The sequence below is a fragment of the Streptomyces sp. PL-29 genome (assembly GCF_058344425.1).
Window position 1 is genome coordinate 6,066,089 of record NZ_CP136996.1, and the last position, 17,546, is coordinate 6,083,634.

The 17,546-nt window shown below is 73.6% G+C and carries 12 protein-coding genes; 5 read left to right on the plus strand and 7 right to left on the minus strand.

Annotated elements, in window-relative coordinates; all coding sequences use genetic code 11:
- Positions 1-202 precede the first annotated feature (202 nt).
- Positions 203-1,006, minus strand: coding sequence for a helix-turn-helix domain-containing protein (locus R4Z63_RS27735; protein ID WP_384447631.1), 804 nt, complete (start codon positions 1,004-1,006; stop codon positions 203-205).
- Between the two features lie 398 nt (positions 1,007-1,404).
- On the opposite strand from R4Z63_RS27735, the gene R4Z63_RS27740 reads away from it, so the two are divergent.
- Together R4Z63_RS27740 and R4Z63_RS27745 are read left to right on the plus strand one after the other, a co-directional pair.
- Entirely contained in the window at positions 1,405-2,817 is a 1,413-nt protein-coding gene (locus tag R4Z63_RS27740; RefSeq protein ID WP_384447634.1) for a phenylacetate--CoA ligase family protein, read from the plus strand.
- Complete coding sequence (locus tag R4Z63_RS27745; protein ID WP_384682685.1) at positions 2,814-3,725, plus strand: hypothetical protein; 912 nt, start codon at positions 2,814-2,816, stop codon at positions 3,723-3,725. The genes R4Z63_RS27740 and R4Z63_RS27745 overlap by 4 nt, the downstream gene beginning before the upstream one ends.
- Before the next feature lie 32 nt (positions 3,726-3,757).
- Here R4Z63_RS27745 and R4Z63_RS27750 read toward each other — a convergent pair whose 3' ends face one another.
- From R4Z63_RS27750 to R4Z63_RS27770, 5 genes are all read right to left on the minus strand, one after another.
- Positions 3,758-4,870: a substrate-binding domain-containing protein gene (locus R4Z63_RS27750; RefSeq protein ID WP_384447691.1), complete on the minus strand. Its 1,113-nt coding sequence runs from the start codon at positions 4,868-4,870 to the stop codon at positions 3,758-3,760.
- 53 nt (positions 4,871-4,923) lie between these two features.
- Complete coding sequence (locus tag R4Z63_RS27755) at positions 4,924-5,946, minus strand: ABC transporter permease (RefSeq protein ID WP_384447643.1); 1,023 nt, start codon at positions 5,944-5,946, stop codon at positions 4,924-4,926.
- Positions 5,943-7,526, minus strand: a complete 1,584-nt coding sequence (locus R4Z63_RS27760) for a sugar ABC transporter ATP-binding protein (RefSeq protein ID WP_384447646.1) — start codon at positions 7,524-7,526, stop codon at positions 5,943-5,945. The genes R4Z63_RS27755 and R4Z63_RS27760 overlap by 4 nt, the downstream gene beginning before the upstream one ends.
- Positions 7,527-7,618: 92 nt before the next feature.
- On the minus strand, positions 7,619-10,441 hold the full coding sequence (locus R4Z63_RS27765) for a SpoIIE family protein phosphatase (protein WP_384447648.1): 2,823 nt from the start codon (positions 10,439-10,441) through the stop codon (positions 7,619-7,621).
- A gap of 164 nt (positions 10,442-10,605) precedes the next feature.
- On the minus strand, positions 10,606-11,580 hold the full coding sequence (locus R4Z63_RS27770; RefSeq protein WP_384447651.1) for a cyclase family protein: 975 nt from the start codon (positions 11,578-11,580) through the stop codon (positions 10,606-10,608).
- A 260-nt stretch (positions 11,581-11,840) separates the two neighbouring features.
- Here R4Z63_RS27770 and R4Z63_RS27775 point away from each other — a divergent pair, with 260 nt between their 5' ends.
- From R4Z63_RS27775 to R4Z63_RS27785, 3 genes are all read left to right on the plus strand, one after another.
- Positions 11,841-12,986 carry a PP2C family protein-serine/threonine phosphatase gene (locus R4Z63_RS27775; protein WP_384447654.1) on the plus strand — a complete coding sequence of 382 codons (1,146 nt, stop codon included), beginning with the start codon at positions 11,841-11,843 and terminating at the stop codon, positions 12,984-12,986.
- Positions 12,983-14,674 (plus strand): phospholipase D family protein, encoded by a 1,692-nt coding sequence (locus tag R4Z63_RS27780; protein WP_384447657.1) that lies wholly within the window; start codon positions 12,983-12,985, stop codon positions 14,672-14,674. The genes R4Z63_RS27775 and R4Z63_RS27780 overlap by 4 nt, the downstream gene beginning before the upstream one ends.
- Before the next feature lie 127 nt (positions 14,675-14,801).
- Positions 14,802-16,247, plus strand: a complete 1,446-nt coding sequence (locus tag R4Z63_RS27785) for a glyceraldehyde-3-phosphate dehydrogenase (RefSeq protein ID WP_037916137.1) — start codon at positions 14,802-14,804, stop codon at positions 16,245-16,247.
- Between the two features lie 75 nt (positions 16,248-16,322).
- On the opposite strand, the gene R4Z63_RS27790 is transcribed toward R4Z63_RS27785, so the two are convergent.
- Positions 16,323-17,513, minus strand: coding sequence for an MFS transporter (locus R4Z63_RS27790; RefSeq protein WP_384447660.1), 1,191 nt, complete (start codon positions 17,511-17,513; stop codon positions 16,323-16,325).
- Positions 17,514-17,546 lie beyond the last annotated feature (33 nt).

Consider the following 17,546-nt stretch of genomic DNA (forward strand, 5'->3'; position numbering starts at 1 on the left):
GCGGGGTGACGGGCGCGCCCGGACATCCGACCACGGCTCGTTCTTCGCATGGGAATTCGACGGATGGTACCCATGTCGCACGAACGGCCGGTCACCCCGGTCCCCGGTGCGCCTCGACCCGCGCCGGGCCGGCAGACGCGGGCGGAGGGGCGTGCCGGACGCGCCGCCGCCGCCACGCCCCTCCGCCGGACGGGCCCTGTACCTAGTGCCGTTGCGCCATCACGGCGTGCCGGGAGGCCCGGCCGGCCGGACCCTGCGCGGACTCCCCCTCGCGGCGCGGCCGCGCCGCGGGCGCCCGCAGCCGGGACAGGTTCGTGCTCACCCTCGCCGCCGCACGGACCACGGCCTCGCCCAGGAGCGCGATCCGTTTGCCGTCCAGTGCCGACGCCGCCACGGCGGCCACCACGTGCCCGGTGTCGGAGAACACCGGAGCCGCCACGCACGACAGCGCGCTCACGCACTGCCCGTACTGGAAGGCCATGCCCTGTTCCCTGACCCGTACCGCCTCCCGCGACCACGCGGCCCGCGACCACCCCGGCGGCGGGCCCGCCTCCCGGGCCGACGCCGTCAGGACCAGCTCGGCCGCGCTCCCCGGCGGCAGAACCGCGCCGGGATGCAGCGCGAACGCCTCGTCCACCTCGCTGCGCGTGCTCCCGACCACGAGGGCGTTGCCCGCCTCGGGGACCGACAGGCTGACCCCGAGCCTGCCACCGCCGACCGCGGCGAGTTCACGCAGGGGCCGCGCCGACGCCGCCCGCAGCGCCCGCGCCGGATGCCACGCCTGCCCCAGCCGGAACGTCCTCGGCCCCAGCCGATAGCGGCCCGAGACGCTCTGCACCGCGCCGAGCGCGACCAACTGCCCGAGCAGCCGGTGCGCCGTGGCCTTCGGCAGTTCGGCGTCCGCCGCCAGTTTGGTCAGACCTACCTCGTCGCCGTGCGCGAGCACTTCCATGAGCGCGAACGCGCCCTCCAGTACACCCCGCCCCTCAGTGCCGGATCTGGCCATGAGCGGAACCCCCTTTCGTACGGACGACATCGGTCGGATGGTGTCCGTAACTCCCCGTTCGTCCCGGCTCATCAGCAGGAACGGTGGTACCGCCCTCCGCTTCCGCCGGTCCGTTGAACGGACCCGATCATTGCCCGCAACACCGCGATCGCGCCAGGGTGTTGTCACCCAGGGACGGGCGGAACGACCCTCAAGGGGCCCGGGAAGCGCGTCCACCAGGAGCGACAAAGGAGGATCCGATGAGCGCGATCAAGACCAGCGCCAAGCAGTTCAAGTACGTCATGGGTGCCATGACGGCCGTCTTCTTCGGTTCTTGCTCTTCCAGCTGACGCAGATGCGGGGGGTGGGGGCGGCGCGCCGCCCCCACCCCTCTTCTTCACGCCTGAGAGGAGGCACGAGTGCTGGAGACCGGTGTCCGGCAGGTCCGGGTCGCGATGGCCATGGTGTTCGGCCGGAAGCTGAACGTACGGGCCGTGGAGCGTCTGGTCGCCGATGCCCTCGCCACGCTGGAGGAGTTCGGTTCCCTCGGCGACGACGTCGACGAACTGGCGGACGGCCCGTTCGCCGACCCGGACGAGCGGCGCGACCTGCAGAACCGCGCGCTCCAGCGGACCGTGCGCCGACTGGCCGAGCGCTCGCCCTTCTACCGGGAGCGGCTCGCCGGCATCGACCTCGGCGCACTGACCACCGAGACGCTCACCCGGATCCCGGTGACCCGCAAGGCCGACCTGATCGAGCGCCCGGCGGACTTCCTGTGCAGCGCGCCCTACCTGGCCACCCAGACGACCGGCACCACCGGCCGTCCCGTGCAGATATGGCTCTCCCGCTACGAGATGGAGCTATGGCCCGCGCTGATCGCCCTGTCCGTGGTGCTGCGCGGCGACATTCGCCCCGGCGACCGGATGCAGATCAACCTCAGCTCCCGGGCGACGGCGGCCGTACAGGAGGACGTCGAGGTCTGCCGGCTCGTCGGAGCCTCCTGCCACGTGGTCGGCCAGGTACCGCCCGAGGAGTCCGTCGAGCACCTGCTCGGCGGCAGCGGCCCCCGCCCCACCCTGCTCACCGGCAACCCCAGCTACCTGGCCCGGATGCTCACAGCGGCCCGCCGACGCGGATACGGGCCGGACGACTTCGGTCTGCGGGCGATCTACGCGGGCGGCGAGATCGTCTCGCCCGCCTTCGTGAACGCCCTGCGCGAGACCTTCGGCGCCGAAACCATCGGTGACAACTTCGGCATGACCGAACTCCTGCCGGTCGGCGGCCGCACCTGCAGCCGGCGCCACCTCCACATCGACCCCAACATGGGCTACACCGAGGTACTCGGCCTGGACACGGGCGAGCCCGTCGGCCCGGGACAGCTCGGCGAACTGACCGTCACGCCGTACTACCCCTACCGGGAGTGCATGCCCGTGCTGCGGTACAACACCGGTGACGTGGTGCGCACCCTGGAGGGCGAACCGGACTGCGAACTGGCCGCCGTGCCCGCCGTCTCGCAGATCCTCGGCAAGGCGGGCACCCTGCTGCGCACCGCCGATGCGGTCGTCACGCCGCGCGACGTGGTGGAGGCCCTGGACGGCACCCCGGGCATGCCGTGGCCGCTGCGCCACCGGGCCGAGGTCGGGGCCGACGGCCGCCTCCACGTGGAGGTCGCCTCGCGGACCGCGACGAAGGGCGAGGTGGCCGGGCGGCTGCTGGCCCGCGGCATCGAGGCACGCGTCACCGTCCTGCCGCTGGACGACGAGGAGGCCGCACGCCGCTTCCCCCTCCGCTGCGACCTGGCGGAGCACACCTTCACCCGGAGCCACGCATGACGGTCTTCTTCCAGCTCGCGGTCACCGCGGCCCTCGCCCTCGCGGTCGTCACCGGCGCCATCGCGTACTTCCGCTCCGTCCGCACCGCGAGGCCGCCCGTCGGCGTCTTCAACGGCCGGGACATCTTCATGATGATGGGCTTCGTCCTCGCGCTGCCCTACGTCTACCTCGCGCTGCCGGGCGGCGTCCTGCCCTGCGTGCTCGCCCTGGTCTTCGCCGGCGGACTGTCCGTCGGCTACCAGCCGATCATCGGCAACGGCCGGCTGCGCTGGGCGCTGATCGTGCTGCTGATCGCGAGCGTGCTCGTCGCCCACCTGTCCTTCGGCGAGACCGCGCCGCCGTACTGGGTGGCCAACAGCGCCGTCGTCGGCCTGGTCGTCGTCTCCGCCACGAACATCAACGTCCAGGGCGGCATGCGGTTGAAGAACGTGGCGTGGTTCCTGCTCGCCCTCGCTGCCTACGACGCCTTCTTCGCCTGGGTCGTCCCGCTGACCCAGGAGCTCGCCGATGCCGTCCAGGGCTACCCGTACGCGCCGGCCGCGGGCCTGCGCATCGGTGAGGACTTCGGTGCCGTCATCGGCATGGGCGACCTGCTGGCCTACGCCCTGTTCACCACCACCGCCTACAAGGCGTACGGGAAGTGGGGGCTGCGGGCCGGGGCCGCACTCGTGGTGCTCTTCGGCGCGGTGGCGCCGGTGGCCGCCCTGCACCTGATCGCGGCGGCCACCGGCGACGACCCCGGCATCGTCCCCGCCCAGGTGTTCTTCGGCCCGGCGGCCTTCGTCGCCTACCAGGTCCTGCGGCGCCGAGGACCGGAGCGCCGGATGGCCGACCTCGCCTTCGGCCGGGAGCGCGCGGACGCCCCGCGGCGGACCCCGGTACGCGCCGGAGCCCGCCCGGCGGCCTGAGCGGGCGGGCGGCGCGACCACCGCGCGGCCGCCTACCCGCGCCAGATCTTCTCGTACGCCTCCCGGTAGCCCCGGGGGTCCCAGGACGTGGCGCCGCCGCTGTTGTCGGCCGTGACGACGTGGACGGGGGCGACGTAGCCGCTGGCGGGCCGGCCCGCGAAGGCGCGGTTGAACTCGTCGACGATCTGCCAGCCCTGCTGCGTCAGCGGCTCCGGAACGGTGGCGGCCTGGTACTGCCGGCCGTTGATGCGCTGGAAGGCGGACGGATCGCCGTCGCCGGCGCCGATGTTGGCGGGCGGACCGCCGCCGGGCTTCCCGGCGGCCCGCAGGGCCGGGGCGGCGTCGGCGAAGTAGAGGTCGTTGATGGCGACCGAGTGGGTCCACTTCTTCCCGAAGCGGGACAGGAGGGAAGAGACCTCCTGAGGGGTGCGCCGGCTCGCGTCCGGGATCGGGATGTTCTCGTACGCCAGGAGTTCCACGCCGGGGCAGTCGGCCAGACGCTGCCGGATCAGGTCGGCCTTCGTCCGGGCGAACGGGATCGAGTCGTCGGTGAAGAGGACGGCGCCGGCCCTGCCGTCGGAGTGGGCGATGATCCAGTCCGCACTGATCCTCGCCACGTCCCGCACCTTCGTGGTGATGTTGGTGAACAGTGGCGGGTTCGTGCTCGGGCCCGGAGAGTCCAGTGCGTGCCAGCCGACGAGCGGGATCCCCGCTGCCTCGGCGCGCGCCACCTGACGGGAGGTCGGACGGGGGTCGAACCCGCCGATGACGATGCCCGACGGCTTGAGGGTGACGGCCTGGCTCAGCGCCGCCTGGATGCCGGCCGGGCTGCCCTGCCCGTCGATCACCCGGACCTGCCAGCCGATGGCCCCGGCGGCCTCCTGGAGGCCCCGCGCGACGCCCGCGACGCCCGGATTGGTCATGGTCTGCGCCACGTAGACGATGCTCTTGCCGGGGACCGCGGCAGGGCCGGACGTGGGGCCGGTCCACGCGCTGTCGGTCCTCTCGGCCTCGCGGACACCGGTCCGAGCCTGCTGGGCGACGGCCGGGCAGCCCGCGGCCGAGGGGCCGGTGGTGCCGGGCCGGCCGCCGCCGCATCCGGCGACGGCCGCGGTGGCCAGGGCTGCGGCGGCGAGAAGGGCCATGCGGTGGTTGGGGTACACGGTGCTCCTGATGCTCGGTGCGCTGCGAGGTGGTCTCAGGGGGTGTCCTGCCGGCCGTGCCGGGCCCGCGCGGCCCCGCCGGTCGTGGTGGCGCCGCTGCGCAGCCGGCGGCGGGCGGAATAGCCGGCCAGGCCGACCGCGATGAGCAGGGTGGCGCCGTTGAACAGCGGGGTCGCCCAGAACTGCGCGCCGAGCTGGCCGATCCCGGCGAGTCCCACGGCGAGGACGCTCACGGCGACGAGCGTCCCCAGGGCGTTGGCGCGGCCCGGTGTGATCGCGGTAGAGCCGAGCAGGGCGCCGACGAAGGCGGGCAGCAGGTAGTCCAGGCCGACGCTCGGGTTGCCGATCTGCTGCTGGGCCGCGAGGAGGACCCCGGCGAAACCGGTGATCAGGCCGGAGGCGGCGAAGGCGACGACGGAGTAGCGGTGCGTGGGGATGCCGAGGATCGCGGCTGCCCTGGGGTTGGAGCCGATGACGTACAGGTACCGGCCGAGCGGGAGCCGTTCCAGCAGCACCCAGAGGACGGCGACGAGGGCGAGCACGTAGAAGGCGGGGAGCGGCAGCCCGAGGAACGTGGAGTCGTACAGGGCGGTGAAGGCGGCCGGGAGGCCTTCGGGGCCCGGCACGATGCGGCTCCCGCCGGTGATCCAGCCGGTGGCCGCGTACATGATGCTCCCGGTGCCCAGGGTGGCGATGAGGGAGTCGATGCGCGCGAACTCGACGATGATCCCGTTCACGACGCCGGCCAGCGCCCCGCCCACGACGACCGTGAGGCAGGCGAGCTGCCAGGGCCAGTGTTCGTCGACGATCAGGTGCAACACCATGACGTGCGCCAGCCCCAGGCCGTAGCCGATGGACAGGTCGAACCGGCCGGCCGCGATCGGGACCGTCACTCCGAGCGCGAGGATGGCGGGGATCGACTGGTTGGACAGGATCGAGGAGACGTTGTCCCGCGTCGGGAAGGTGGCCGGTAGGACGAGGGAGAAGACCAGGAAGAGCAGGACCGTCAGGGTCAGCAGTCCGTAGGTGCCGATGAAGTGGGCGCGACGGAGGCTCACCGGTCCGTGCCGTTTCCGGTGATCGCGGGCAGGTCGGAGGCGGTGCGCGTGAGTTCGGTGACGTTCAGGGTGCCGCCCGCCAGCTCGGCCACCACCCGGCCGCGGCCGAAGACCAGCGCGCGGTGGCAGAGGCCGGCGACCTCCTCGGCGTCGGTGGAGACGAGCAGGACCGCGAGGCCGGCCGCGGCGGCCTCGCCGAGAATTCGGTGGATCGCCGCTTTCGCCCCGACGTCCACGCTGGCGGTCGGCTCCTCCAGGATCAGCAGGCGAAGGCTCCCCCGCAGCCAGCGGCCGACCACCACCTTCTGCTGGTTGCCGCCGGACAGGGTGGCGAGGGGCACCTCGCTGTCGCGGGGGCGCACCGAGAACCGTTCGATGAGGGCACGGGCCTCCGCTCGCTCGCGTCGCGGGCCGGTCCAGCGCCACCACGGCACACCGGCGGCCCGCGGGTTGGCCAGGAAGTTCTCCCGGACGCTCAGCTCGGCTGCGCAGCCTTCCTCCTGACGGTTTCCCGCCACGAAGCCGACACCGGAGCGGAGGGCCGCGGCGACCGTGTGCGGCCGGTACGGGCGGCCGTCGAGCAGCGCCCGGCCGCCGAGGAGCGGAAGCACGCCGGCGAGGGCGCGGCCCAGGTGCATGTGGCCGGCACCGGTCAGGCCCACCATGCCCAGGATCTCCCCTTCCCGCAGGTCGAGGGTGACGGGCCCGGTACGGGCGGTGGAGACGCGGTCGAGGCGCAGGACGGCCGGGCGCGGGTCGGCGGCGGGGGCCGCGCGTGCCGGTGCGGCGCCCGCCGCGGCCAGGGGTGCGCGGCGGGCCGGCTCGTGGCCCACGATGTCGCGTACCAGGCGCGCCGGGGAGTACGGGGCGAGCGGCCCGTGGCTGACGAGGCGGCCGTCGCGCAGGACGGCGAAGGTGTCGGCGACCTCGTACACCTCGTCGAGCCGGTGGCTGACGTACAGGACGCCGTGCCCGCGGTCGCGCAGGGTGTGCAGGACGCCGAAGAGTCGGGCGCAGTCGGCCGTGGGGAGGGTGGCGGTCGGCTCGTCGAGGACGACCAGCCGGGCCCGTCCGGCCAGCGCACGGGCGATGGCCACGAGGGAGCGCTCGGCCGGGGCGAGGTCGGCGATCCGGGCCTCGGCGTCCAGGTGGCCGGCCACGATCCCCAGGGCCTCGTCGCAGCGCTCCCGCGCCCGCCGCCATGAGATCAGCCCGTGGCGCAGGGGGTAGCCGGTGCCCAGAGCGACGTTCTCGGCGACGGTCATCCACTCCACGAGACCCAGGTCCTGGTGGATGAAGGACATGTGGCGCAGGGCGGCCTCGGAGGGGACTGGGTGTCCGGCCACCGTCACCTCGCCCGCGTCCGCGTGGTGGACCCCGGCGAGCACCTTGATGAGGGTGGACTTTCCGGCCCCGTTGGGCCCGAGCAGGGCGAGGACGCTGCCGCTGTGGAGGTCGAGGTCGACCGAGTCCAGGGCGAGGGTGCCGCCGAACCGCTTCGAGAGACCGCGCACCCGGACAAGGGGTTCGCCGCCGGGCCGCGAGGGCGGGCTCATCGAGGTGACGGGAGTGTCATGCACGGACTTCTCCGGGGCCGCCTGGGGAGGTCTTGCTGTGATGCGGAACAGTCAGGATGCTACGTGGCTATTTCGCTCATGTCCGATATTCCCGGTCATGCCGCGTCCAGGGCGCACTCGGCCCAGATGACCTTGCCGTGGGGGGTGTACCGGGTGCCCCAGGCCTGCGAGAGCTGTGCGACGAGGAACAGGCCGCGTCCGCCCTCGTCCGTGCCGGCGGCCCGCCGAAGGTGCGGGGCGGTGTTGCTGCCGTCGGAGACCTCGCAGATCAGGGCCCGGTCGTGGATCAGCCGCACCCGGATGGGCTCGCTGCCGTACCGGACCGCGTTCGTGACCAGCTCGCTGAGCACCAGCTCGGCGGCGAAACCGAGTTCGTCCAGCCCCCACGCGGCGAGCTGCCGTGTCGCGGCGCCCCGGATGCCGGAGACGAGGGACGGGTCCGGGGACAGGTCCCACGTGGCGATCCGGTCGGCGGGCACGGTACGGGTGCGGGCGACGAGCAGCGCGATGTCGTCATCCGGGTGGTCGGGGGCCACGGCCTCGATGACGGCCCGGCAGGTGTCCTGCGGGTTCCGGTCCGGGTGGGACAGCGCGTGGCGCAGCCGGTCGAGCGCCACGTCGACGTCGCGGTGGCGGCCGTCCACGAGCCCGTCGGTGTAGAGGACCAGCGTGCTGTGTTCGGGGAGCCGGAACTCGGCGGTCTCGAAGGGCAGGCCGCCCAGGCCCAGGGGCGGTCCGGCGGGCAGCTCGGGAAAGGCCACGGCGCCGTCGGGGTGGACCAGTGCGGGCGGGGGGTGGCCCGCCCGGGCCATCGTGCACACCCGCGACGTGGGGTCGTAGACGGCGTAGAGGCAGGTGGCCCCGACGATGCCGGTGCTGCCGGTGGCGCTCGCATCGTCCTCCTCCCGGTCCAGCCGCACCAGCAGGTTGTCCAGATGGGTGAGCAGCTCGTCCGGGGCCAGTTCCAGCTCGGCGAAGTTGCGTGCGGCGATGCGCAGCCGGCCCATCGTCGCGGCGGCGTGCACCCCGTGCCCGACGACGTCCCCCACGAGCAGGGCGACCCGGGTGCCGGAGAGGGGGATGACGTCGAACCAGTCGCCGCCCACCCCGGACTCGGCGGGCTGGTAGTGGTGGGCGACCTCCACGGCACCCTGTTCGGGGAGGGCGCGCGGGAGCAGGCTGCGCTGCAGGGCCAGGGCCAGGGTGTGCTCGCGGGTGTAGCGGCGGGCGTTGTCGATGCAGAGGGCGGCGCGGGCCGCTAGTTCCCGGGCCAGCCGGGTGTCGTCGTCCCCGAAGGGGGCCGGGTCCTGGGAGCGGTAGAAGGTGGCGATCCCGAGGAGCACGCCGCGGGCGAGCAGGGGGACGCAGATCATGGAGTGGATGTGGTGCGCCAGGATTCCCCGGGCATGGTCGAGGCCGGGGATCATCCAGCCCGGGGTGGTGGCCTGGAGGCCCGTCTCCAGAACGGCCGGCTCGCCCTCGAGGCAGCGCATGTGCGGGGTGCCGGGGTCCAGCCGCACCTGATGGCCGACGGGATGGAAGGGGCAGTCGTCGCGGATGCCGTGGACCACCGTGCGGCGCAGGTCGGCCCCCGGGTCGGCGGACTCCTCACCGCGCAGGACGGCTCCGGGCAGGTCGACCGTGACGTAGTCGGCCAGGCGCGGCACGGCGGTCTCGGCCAGTTCCCAGGCGGTGCGGCTCACGTCCAGGGTGCTGCCGATCCGGCTGCTGGCCTCGGCCAGCAGCTCCAGTCGGCGGCGCGCGGCGACGGCGTACTTGCCCACCTCGGGCTCGCCCACCAGCACCAGGCCCCGGACCGCGCCGGGCGGGTGGGACGCGTCGTGCGGGTCGGCCGTGCCGGCGCTCCCGGAGTCCGCGGACCCGGCGTCGGCCGGGCCGGCGAGGTGCCAGGACAGCGATTCGGCGCGTTCCGTCGCGGCGAGGGCCAGGGCCCCGAGAGCGGAAGCGGTGGGCTTCGAGGCGGCGAGGTGGTGCGCCGGCGGGGAGTCCCCGGTGAGCACGGCCTCGACGACCACGCCCTCCACGCCGGAGGCGCTGGTGACCGGGCTGCTCAAGAGGGTGACGGCCCGTCCGTGGGACAGGGGGACCTCGACCGCGGCCCTCTGGGGGGTGCAGATGAGATCCGTCGCCTTCTCCTTGAGGACCATCTGGTCCTGCCGGTCGAGCCCGCCGCCGGTGAACTCCTCCAGTCCGATCAGCCGCCCGTCGTCGGCGCCGGGTTCCTCGCCGCCGGTGCGCAGCCTGGCCCCGAGATAGGTCCGCAGCAGGGCGCGCTCGCGCTCCGAACCCTGCTCCACGAGGCGGTGCTCGATGGACTCCGCCGCCCGGCGGACCAGGACGGCCAGGGCCGGGTCCTCGTAGCTGCGCGGGTATCCGAAGCAGAGGACGCCGACGACGTGGCCGCTGAACTGGTCGCGGATCGGAGTCGCCGAGCAGGCGTTCGACTGAGACCGCTCGGCGAAGTGCTCGGCGCCGTAGACCTGGCACAGCCGCCGCTCGGCGAGCGCGAGGCCGATGCCGTTGGTGCCCGCGTAACGCTCGGCGAAGACGAAGCCGGGGACGCTCTGGATCGGCGGCAGCCGGCCGGCGAGGGCGGGCTCCCCGAACCGGCGCTGCAGCACCGTCCCGTTCCCGTCGGCGAGCGAGATGTTCATCTGGCTGCCCGAGAACCTGGTCTGAAGCTGGTCGAGGACCGGCACGGCGGCCCGTACGAGCCGGCTGTCGGGGTCGAAGTCATCGGTGTACGGGAGGTCCGCCTGCTCGGGCGAGAGCCCCAGCATCCGGCTGCGCCGCCACGAGTTCAGGATGGGGCCGCGGACGCTGCCCTCGACGGACTCGCCCAGCAGGAACCGCTCACGGGGGCGTACGGGGCTGATCCGGCCTCCCGTGACTCCCATCTGCACCACTTCCCCTTGCCGAGCCGCCTACCGCGCCGGGACGTTCGCACGGGGCGAATGCTTTTCGAGTATATTCCTCCGCTTTTAAATCAATAGGGCGGCGAGGATCCGCTCTTGCAGCGTGGCCCTTCCCCGCGGGCCCGCTACCCCACGGGCCCGCCACCTCACAGGACCGCCACCGGGTTGACCGGCGAGCCCGTCCCGCCCGGCACCCGCAGGGGCGACACGACGATCATGAACTCATGCCTGCCCGCCTCGGCGCAGGCGGCGGACAGGGCCTCCAGGTCCAGGTTGTCCAGGAGCGGCACCCCCATGGCCGCGACGGCCAGCGCGTGGACGGGGGAGTGCACGCCCTCCACCGGTGAGGGGCGCACGTCGCTGTCTCCGTCGGCGCCGAGCAGGGCGATCGCGCGCCCGGCCAGCAACGGCACGGCGTCCACGTGGAAGCCCGCGCTCGCGGTGCCGGTGTCCCAGGGACCCCGCTCGCGGCGCCTGCGGAAGCGGCCGGAACGCAGCAGTACCGCGCAGCCCTCGTCGATCGTCACCCCGAGCGCCCGCTCCGCGGTGACGAGGTCCCGCGCGCGGACCGCGTGGCCCGGCTCCAGCCAGGCGGCGCCCAGGACGGCCGGCAGATCCAGGAGCACACCCTTGGTGACCAGCGGGCCGAGCGCCTCCACCGAACCGAAACGGGCGCCCCCGGCGTCCACGGACTCCCGCGCCGGGCGGCCGTCGTAGAGCCGCCCCCGATAGGCGACGTGGGACAGCGCGTCCAGGTGGCTCACGGCCTTGCCGTGGTAGTCGGCGGCGATGAAGTCCTTGTGCGTGGCCGGCTCCGGAGCCTCCACATCGCCGAGGTCGGACATGTAGTGCAGGGCCGGCCTGCTGTTGTCCGGCCCCGCGCGGGTGTCCCACGGCAGGCCCAGCTGCACCGTCGTGCCGGACCGTACCAGGGCGGCGGCCCGCCGCACGTGGTCCCCGGTGACCCGGTTCCACGCGCCGCGGTCGGCCGCGGACCACGTGCCCCAGGTCCTGACCGAGGCGAACAGGTCATCGAACTCGGCGCGCGACACCGTGGGCCCGTCGCGGCCGGGGCGGGCGCCGGGCGGGGCGGCGGGTTCGTCCGCGGGACCGTTGCTCATCTGCTGCCCACCTGTCGTTTGCTGCCCACCCGTCGCTCCTCGGCTGATCCGATCCGGTCGAAGCCGGAGCGGAGCGGCTCGCGCCCCTCTGCTCCTGTGCGCGTAGGCAAGGACTTCCCCGCGGGGCTGCCGGGCCATGCCCGGGACGCCGCAAGGTCGGCCGTACGGCGGCGCGACCGGCGGGGGCGGGGGCGGTGCCGGCGGCGCGTGCCGGCCGCGGCGAGTGGCGGCGAGGACCACCGGCGGCGCAGTCTGTAAGCATGCGGGTGCCCATCCGGCCTTCTCCGGGACCGGGAGGCGGCGGCCACCACCAGGTCCTCTTCGTCGTCGCGAAGTGCGTGCCCTTCGCGATCGCGCTCCTGGTGCTGGCCATCGAGTTCACGCCCGCACACGTTCTCTACACAGGCCCCTTCCTGGTCGCCACGCCCGCGCTGGCCGCGGTGACGATGGGCCCCGCGGGCACCCTGGCCGCGGCCGGCCTGGCCGTGGCCGTGAGCGTGGCCACGGCCACGTACAACCACGCCTGGGGCAGTCAGCAGGTCTACAGCAACTTCATCGCCCTCTTCCTGGTGGCGCTGGCCAGCGCCACCACCAGCCGGATGGCCCGGGCGCGCAGCGCGAACGAGCTGAGCCAGGTCCGGCGGATTGCCTCGGCAGCCCAGAGGGTCCTGCTGCGGCCCGTCCCCGAGCGGCTGGGCCCGCTCCGCGCGGCCAGCCTGTACGTGGCGGCCGAGAAGGGCGCGCAGATCGGCGGGGACCTGTACGAGGCCATGGAGACCCGGTACGGGATCCGGATGATCGTGGGCGACGTCCGGGGGAAGGGCCTGCCCGCCGTACGCACGGCCGCGGCCGTGCTGGGCGCCTTCCGGGAGGCCGTGCACTACGAGCACGATCTGGTCGACGTCGTCAGGCACTGCGAGGCGGCCTTGCGCCGGGACGCCGCCGTGCCGGGCGCGGTCGACGAGGAGGCGCTCGTGGAGGGGTTCGTGACCGCGGTGGTGGCCCAGGTGCCGGACGGGCACGTGGTCGAGGTGGTCAACCGCGGCCATCCGCCGCCGCTGCTGCTGCGCGACGGAAGGGTCAGGGCACTCATGCCCGGAACGCCGCTGCCGCCGCTGGGCCTCGGCGAGTTCATCGCCGGCCCTCCCGGCACCAGGGAAAGCTACCCCTTCCTGCCCGGCGACCGCCTGCTGCTGCACACCGACGGCGTCAATGAGGCCCGCGACCGGGAGAACGCGTTCTTCGCCCTCCCCGAGGCCGTCGAGGCGATGCCCGACCGCAGCCCCCGGGAGTTCCTGGACCGGCTGTGCCAGGCGCTGGTCCGGCACGCCGAGGGCCGGCTGGAGGACGACGTCGCGATGATCCTCGTCGACCGTGTCGACGAGGACGAGGGGCCGTCCCGGTGACCCGCGTGCGGTGGCTCCTGGTGCGCGGCGAACGCGGCAATCCCGCGACGCGCCTGGACGACCGGCGCCCGGACGGCTCGCCGTGGTCCTGGGGCAACGAGGCCCGGCCGCTGGTCCACGGCGCCCCGTACTTCGCCGAGCTCCTGGCGGCGGTCGAGGCGATGCACGCGGGCGACCTGCTGCTGTTCACCGACTGGCGCGGCGACCCCGACGAGCGGCTCGACGGCCCCGGCAGCGAGATCGGCACGGTCCTGTGCCGGGCGGCCCGGCGCGGCGTCCTGGTCAAGGGCCTGCTGTGGCGTTCCCACCTGGACGGCCTCCACTTCAGCCAGGAGGAGAACCGACGCTTCGGCGAGGAGATCGCCCGGGCCGGCGGCGAATGCCTGCTCGACATGCGCGTCCGGCCCGGCGGCTCCCACCACCAGAAGCTGGTGGTGCTGCGCCACCCGGGCCGCCCCGAGCGGGACGTCGCGTACGTGGGAGGCATCGACCTGTGCCACAACCGCAACGACGATGCCGAGCACCGCGGCGACCGCCAGTCGCTGCCCCTGGCCGCCGCCTACGGGCCGCATCCGCCATGGCACGACGTCCAGCTGGCCCTGCGCGGACCGGTCGTCGGTGATGTCGAGGCCGTCTTCCGCGAGCGCTGGGAGGACCCGGCGCCGCTGAGCCGAAGCCCGCTCACCCGGCTGCGCGAGCTGGCACACCGCGAGGACGTCAGTGCGGACCCACTGCCGCCGCAGGCACCCGATCCGGAGCCCTGCGGCACCCACACGGTGCAGCTGCTGCGGACGTACCCGAACCGCCTGCTCCTTGGCTATCCCTTCGCCCCCGACGGCGAGCGGAGCATCGCCCGCGGCTACCTCAAGTCGCTGCGGCGGGCGCGGGCGCTGGTCTACCTGGAGGACCAGTACCTGTGGTCGACGCGGGTGGTGGCCGGATTCGCCGCGGCGCTGCGCCGGCAGCCGGGGCTGCGGATGGTCGCCGTCGTCCCCGCCTTCCCCGACCAGGACGGGCGGCTCACCCTGCCGATGAACCTGATCGGGCGCATCGACGCGCTGGCCGAGCTGCGCCGGGCCGGCGGCGACCGGGTCGCGGTGTACGGGCTGGAGAACCATGCCGGAACCCCCGTCTACGTCCACGCCAAGGTGTGCGTGATCGACGACGTATGGGCCTGCGTCGGGTCCGACAACATCAACCTCCGCTCGTGGACGCACGACTCCGAACTGGGCTGCGCCGTCCACGACGAGAGCGCGGACCGGCGCGCTCCGCGCGACCCGGGAGGCCTGGGCGACGGAGCCCGCGTCTTCGCCCGGGAGCTGCGCCTGAAGCTCATGCGCGAGCATCTCGACCTCGCCGACCCGGACCTGGCCCGCGACCCGGAGGCGGCTGCGGACACGGCCGCGGACACGGCTGCAGACGGGGACGGCGCGGACCGTCGGTCGTCCGTGCAGGAGTCGCTGTGCGACCCCGCCGAGGCCTTCGAGGCCTTCCGGGCGGCCGCCGCGGCGCTCGACGCCTGGCACGCGGGCGGCTGTCGGGGCCCCCGTCCGCCCGGTCGGCTGCGCCGCTACGTCCCGCCGGACCATCTGCCCGCGGGGCAGTGGGCGGTGGCCCGCCTGCTGCACCGCGCCCTGGCCGACCCCGACGGCCGCCCGATGGGGCTGAGGATGCGCGGGCGGTTCTGAACGGGGTCGCACAGCCGGCGGAAACCGACTGAACCGGGGCATTGTCCCCTCGCGCGGGTACCCCTCAAGCGGCCCATGAGTCGTGGGGTTAGCATATGAGCGCCGCCTAGCTCGAAAGATAAAGCCTGTGACTGTCAACGAGGACTCGTTCACCAACTGGAACCACCGCGAGGAGATCGCGGAGGCGATGATCCCGATCATCGGGAAGCTGCACCGGGAGCGGGACGTCAACATCCTGCTCCACAGCCGCTCCCTGGTGAACAAATCGGTGGTCAGCATCCTCAAGACCCACCGCTTCGCCCGGCAGATCGACGGCGAGGAGCTGTCGGTCACCGAGACCATGCCGTTCCTGCGGGCGCTCACCGCGCTGGACCTCGGTCCCTCCCAGATCGACCTCGGCATGCTCGCCGCCACCTACAAGGCCGACGACCACGGCCTGTCGGTCGAGGAGTTCACCGCCCAGGCCGTCGCCGGAGCCACGGGCGAGAACAAGCTGGAGCGCAGCGGGGGCCGCGACGTCGTCCTGTACGGCTTCGGCCGCATCGGCCGCCTGGTCGCCCGTCTGCTCATCGAGAAGGCCGGCTCCGGCAAGGGCCTGCGCCTGCGGGCCATCGTCGTCCGCGGCGGCGGCGACCAGGACCTGGTCAAGCGCGCCTCGCTGCTGCGCCGCGACTCGATCCACGGCCAGTTCCAGGGCACGATCACCGTGGACGAGGCCAACAGCACCATCGTCGCCAACGGCAACGCGATCAAGGTGATCTACGCCAACGACCCCTCCGAGGTCGACTACACGGCGTACGGCATCAAGGACGCCATCCTCATCGACAACACGGGCAAGTGGCGCGATCGCGAGGGCCTGTCCAAGCACCTGCGCCCCGGCATCGACAAGGTCGTCCTGACGGCCCCCGGCAAGGGCGACGTCCCGAACATCGTGCACGGCGTCAACCACGACACCGTCAAGCCGGACGAGCGGATCCTGTCCTGCGCGTCCTGCACCACCAACGCGATCGTCCCGCCGCTGAAGGCCATGGACGACGAGTACGGCGTGCTGCGCGGCCACGTCGAGACCGTCCACTCGTTCACGAACGACCAGAACCTGCTGGACAACTACCACAAGGCCGACCGCCGCGGCCGCAGCGCGCCGCTGAACATGGTCATCACCGAGACCGGCGCCGCCTCCGCCGTTGCGAAGGCACTGCCGGACCTCAAGGCCCCCATCACCGGCAGCTCGATCCGCGTCCCCGTCCCGGACGTCTCGATCGCCATCCTCAGCCTGCGCCTGGGCCGCGAGACCACCCGTGAGGAGGTCCTCGACCACCTGCGCGACGTCTCGCTGAACTCGCCGCTGAAGCGTCAGATCGACTTCACCACGGCCCCCGACGCCGTCTCCATGGACTTCGTCGGCTCGCGCCACGCGTCCATCGTCGACGCCGGCGCCACCAAGGTCGACGGCGACAACGCGATCCTCTACCTCTGGTACGACAACGAGTTCGGCTACTCGTGCCAGGTCATCCGCGTGGTCCAGCACGTCTCCGGCGTGGAGTACCCGACCTACCCGGCCCCGGCGGTCTGATCCCGCCCGGCCCCGTCGACACCGCCGCCCCGCCGCTCCGTGCCGCGGGGCGGCGGTGTTGGCGCCCCGCGGCGCTCACGCGTCCGCGGGCACCGGCCGCCGCAGCAGGTAGCCGGCCGCGGCCGCGACCAGCGCGGCCATGCACACGATGAACACCAGGCCGGCGCCCTCCAGGCTGATCGGTTCCACCAGCAGTCCTACGCCGATCACGGGTACGGAGATGCCCGCGTAGGCCACGACGAACAGCGTCGAGACCACCGCCGCGCGCCGGTCCGGCGGCGAGGCCGCGGTGACCGCCGACAGCGCCCCGCGGAAGGCCAGCCCCTGTCCGCCCCCGCCGACCAGCGCGCTCGCCACCACCAGGGCCAGCAGGTCCCACACCAGCGCGCCCGCCAGCAGCGCCAGCCCGGCCAGCAGCCCCGCGCAGCCCAGCGGCAGCGACCGCCGCACTCCGACCCGCCCGACCGCCAGCTGACCGGCGGTCGAGGCGAAGAAGGCCAGCGCGACGACCAGCCCGCTCACGGCCCGGTCGTGCACGTCGAGGGACTGCGCGAGGAAGGCCGGGCTGACCGAGGTGAACACCCCGAACAGCGCGAAGCCCGCGAACGCGGCGATCGCCGCCGGCCCGAACACCGACCGCACCTGCGGGGGCACACCGGGCCGCTCCGGTCGTGCGGTGCGCAGCGGCCGCAGCTCCCGTACGGTCTCGTCCAGGCCCAGGAGGACGGCGGCCGACACCGCCACCAGGAACAGGTGCACGGCGAACGGCAGGTACAGCGGCCAGGGGGCGTACTGTGCGAGCACGCCGGCGAGCAGGGGGCCGCAACCCAGCCCGCCCATGGTGGCCGCCGTCGCCACGAACGTGGCCCGGGAGGACGCGCCGGGCGGCGCCAGCTCCATGACGTAGACCGTGGCGGCCCCCGTGAACAGTCCTGCCGACAGCCCGGACAACAGCCGCCCCGCGAACAGCCAGCCCGTCGCGGTGGCGCACAGGAAGCAGACGGCGCTGGCCGCGGAGAAGCCCAGGCCCGCCAGGAGCACCGGCCGCCGGCCCACGGCGTCCGAGGCGTTGCCCGCCAGCAGCAGCACACCGATGACCCCGAAGGCGTACACGGCGTACACGACGGTCACCATCAGCTCGGAGAACCCGAACTTCTCCTGGTACAGGCCGTAGAGCGGAGTCGGCAGCGTGGTGCCGGCCATGCACACCGCGAACACCGCCCCGCCGAGCAAGCACTGGCGCCACCCTCGGCGATCACCGTCCATGCCGCCGACGGTAACCCGGGCCCTGCCGCCCCG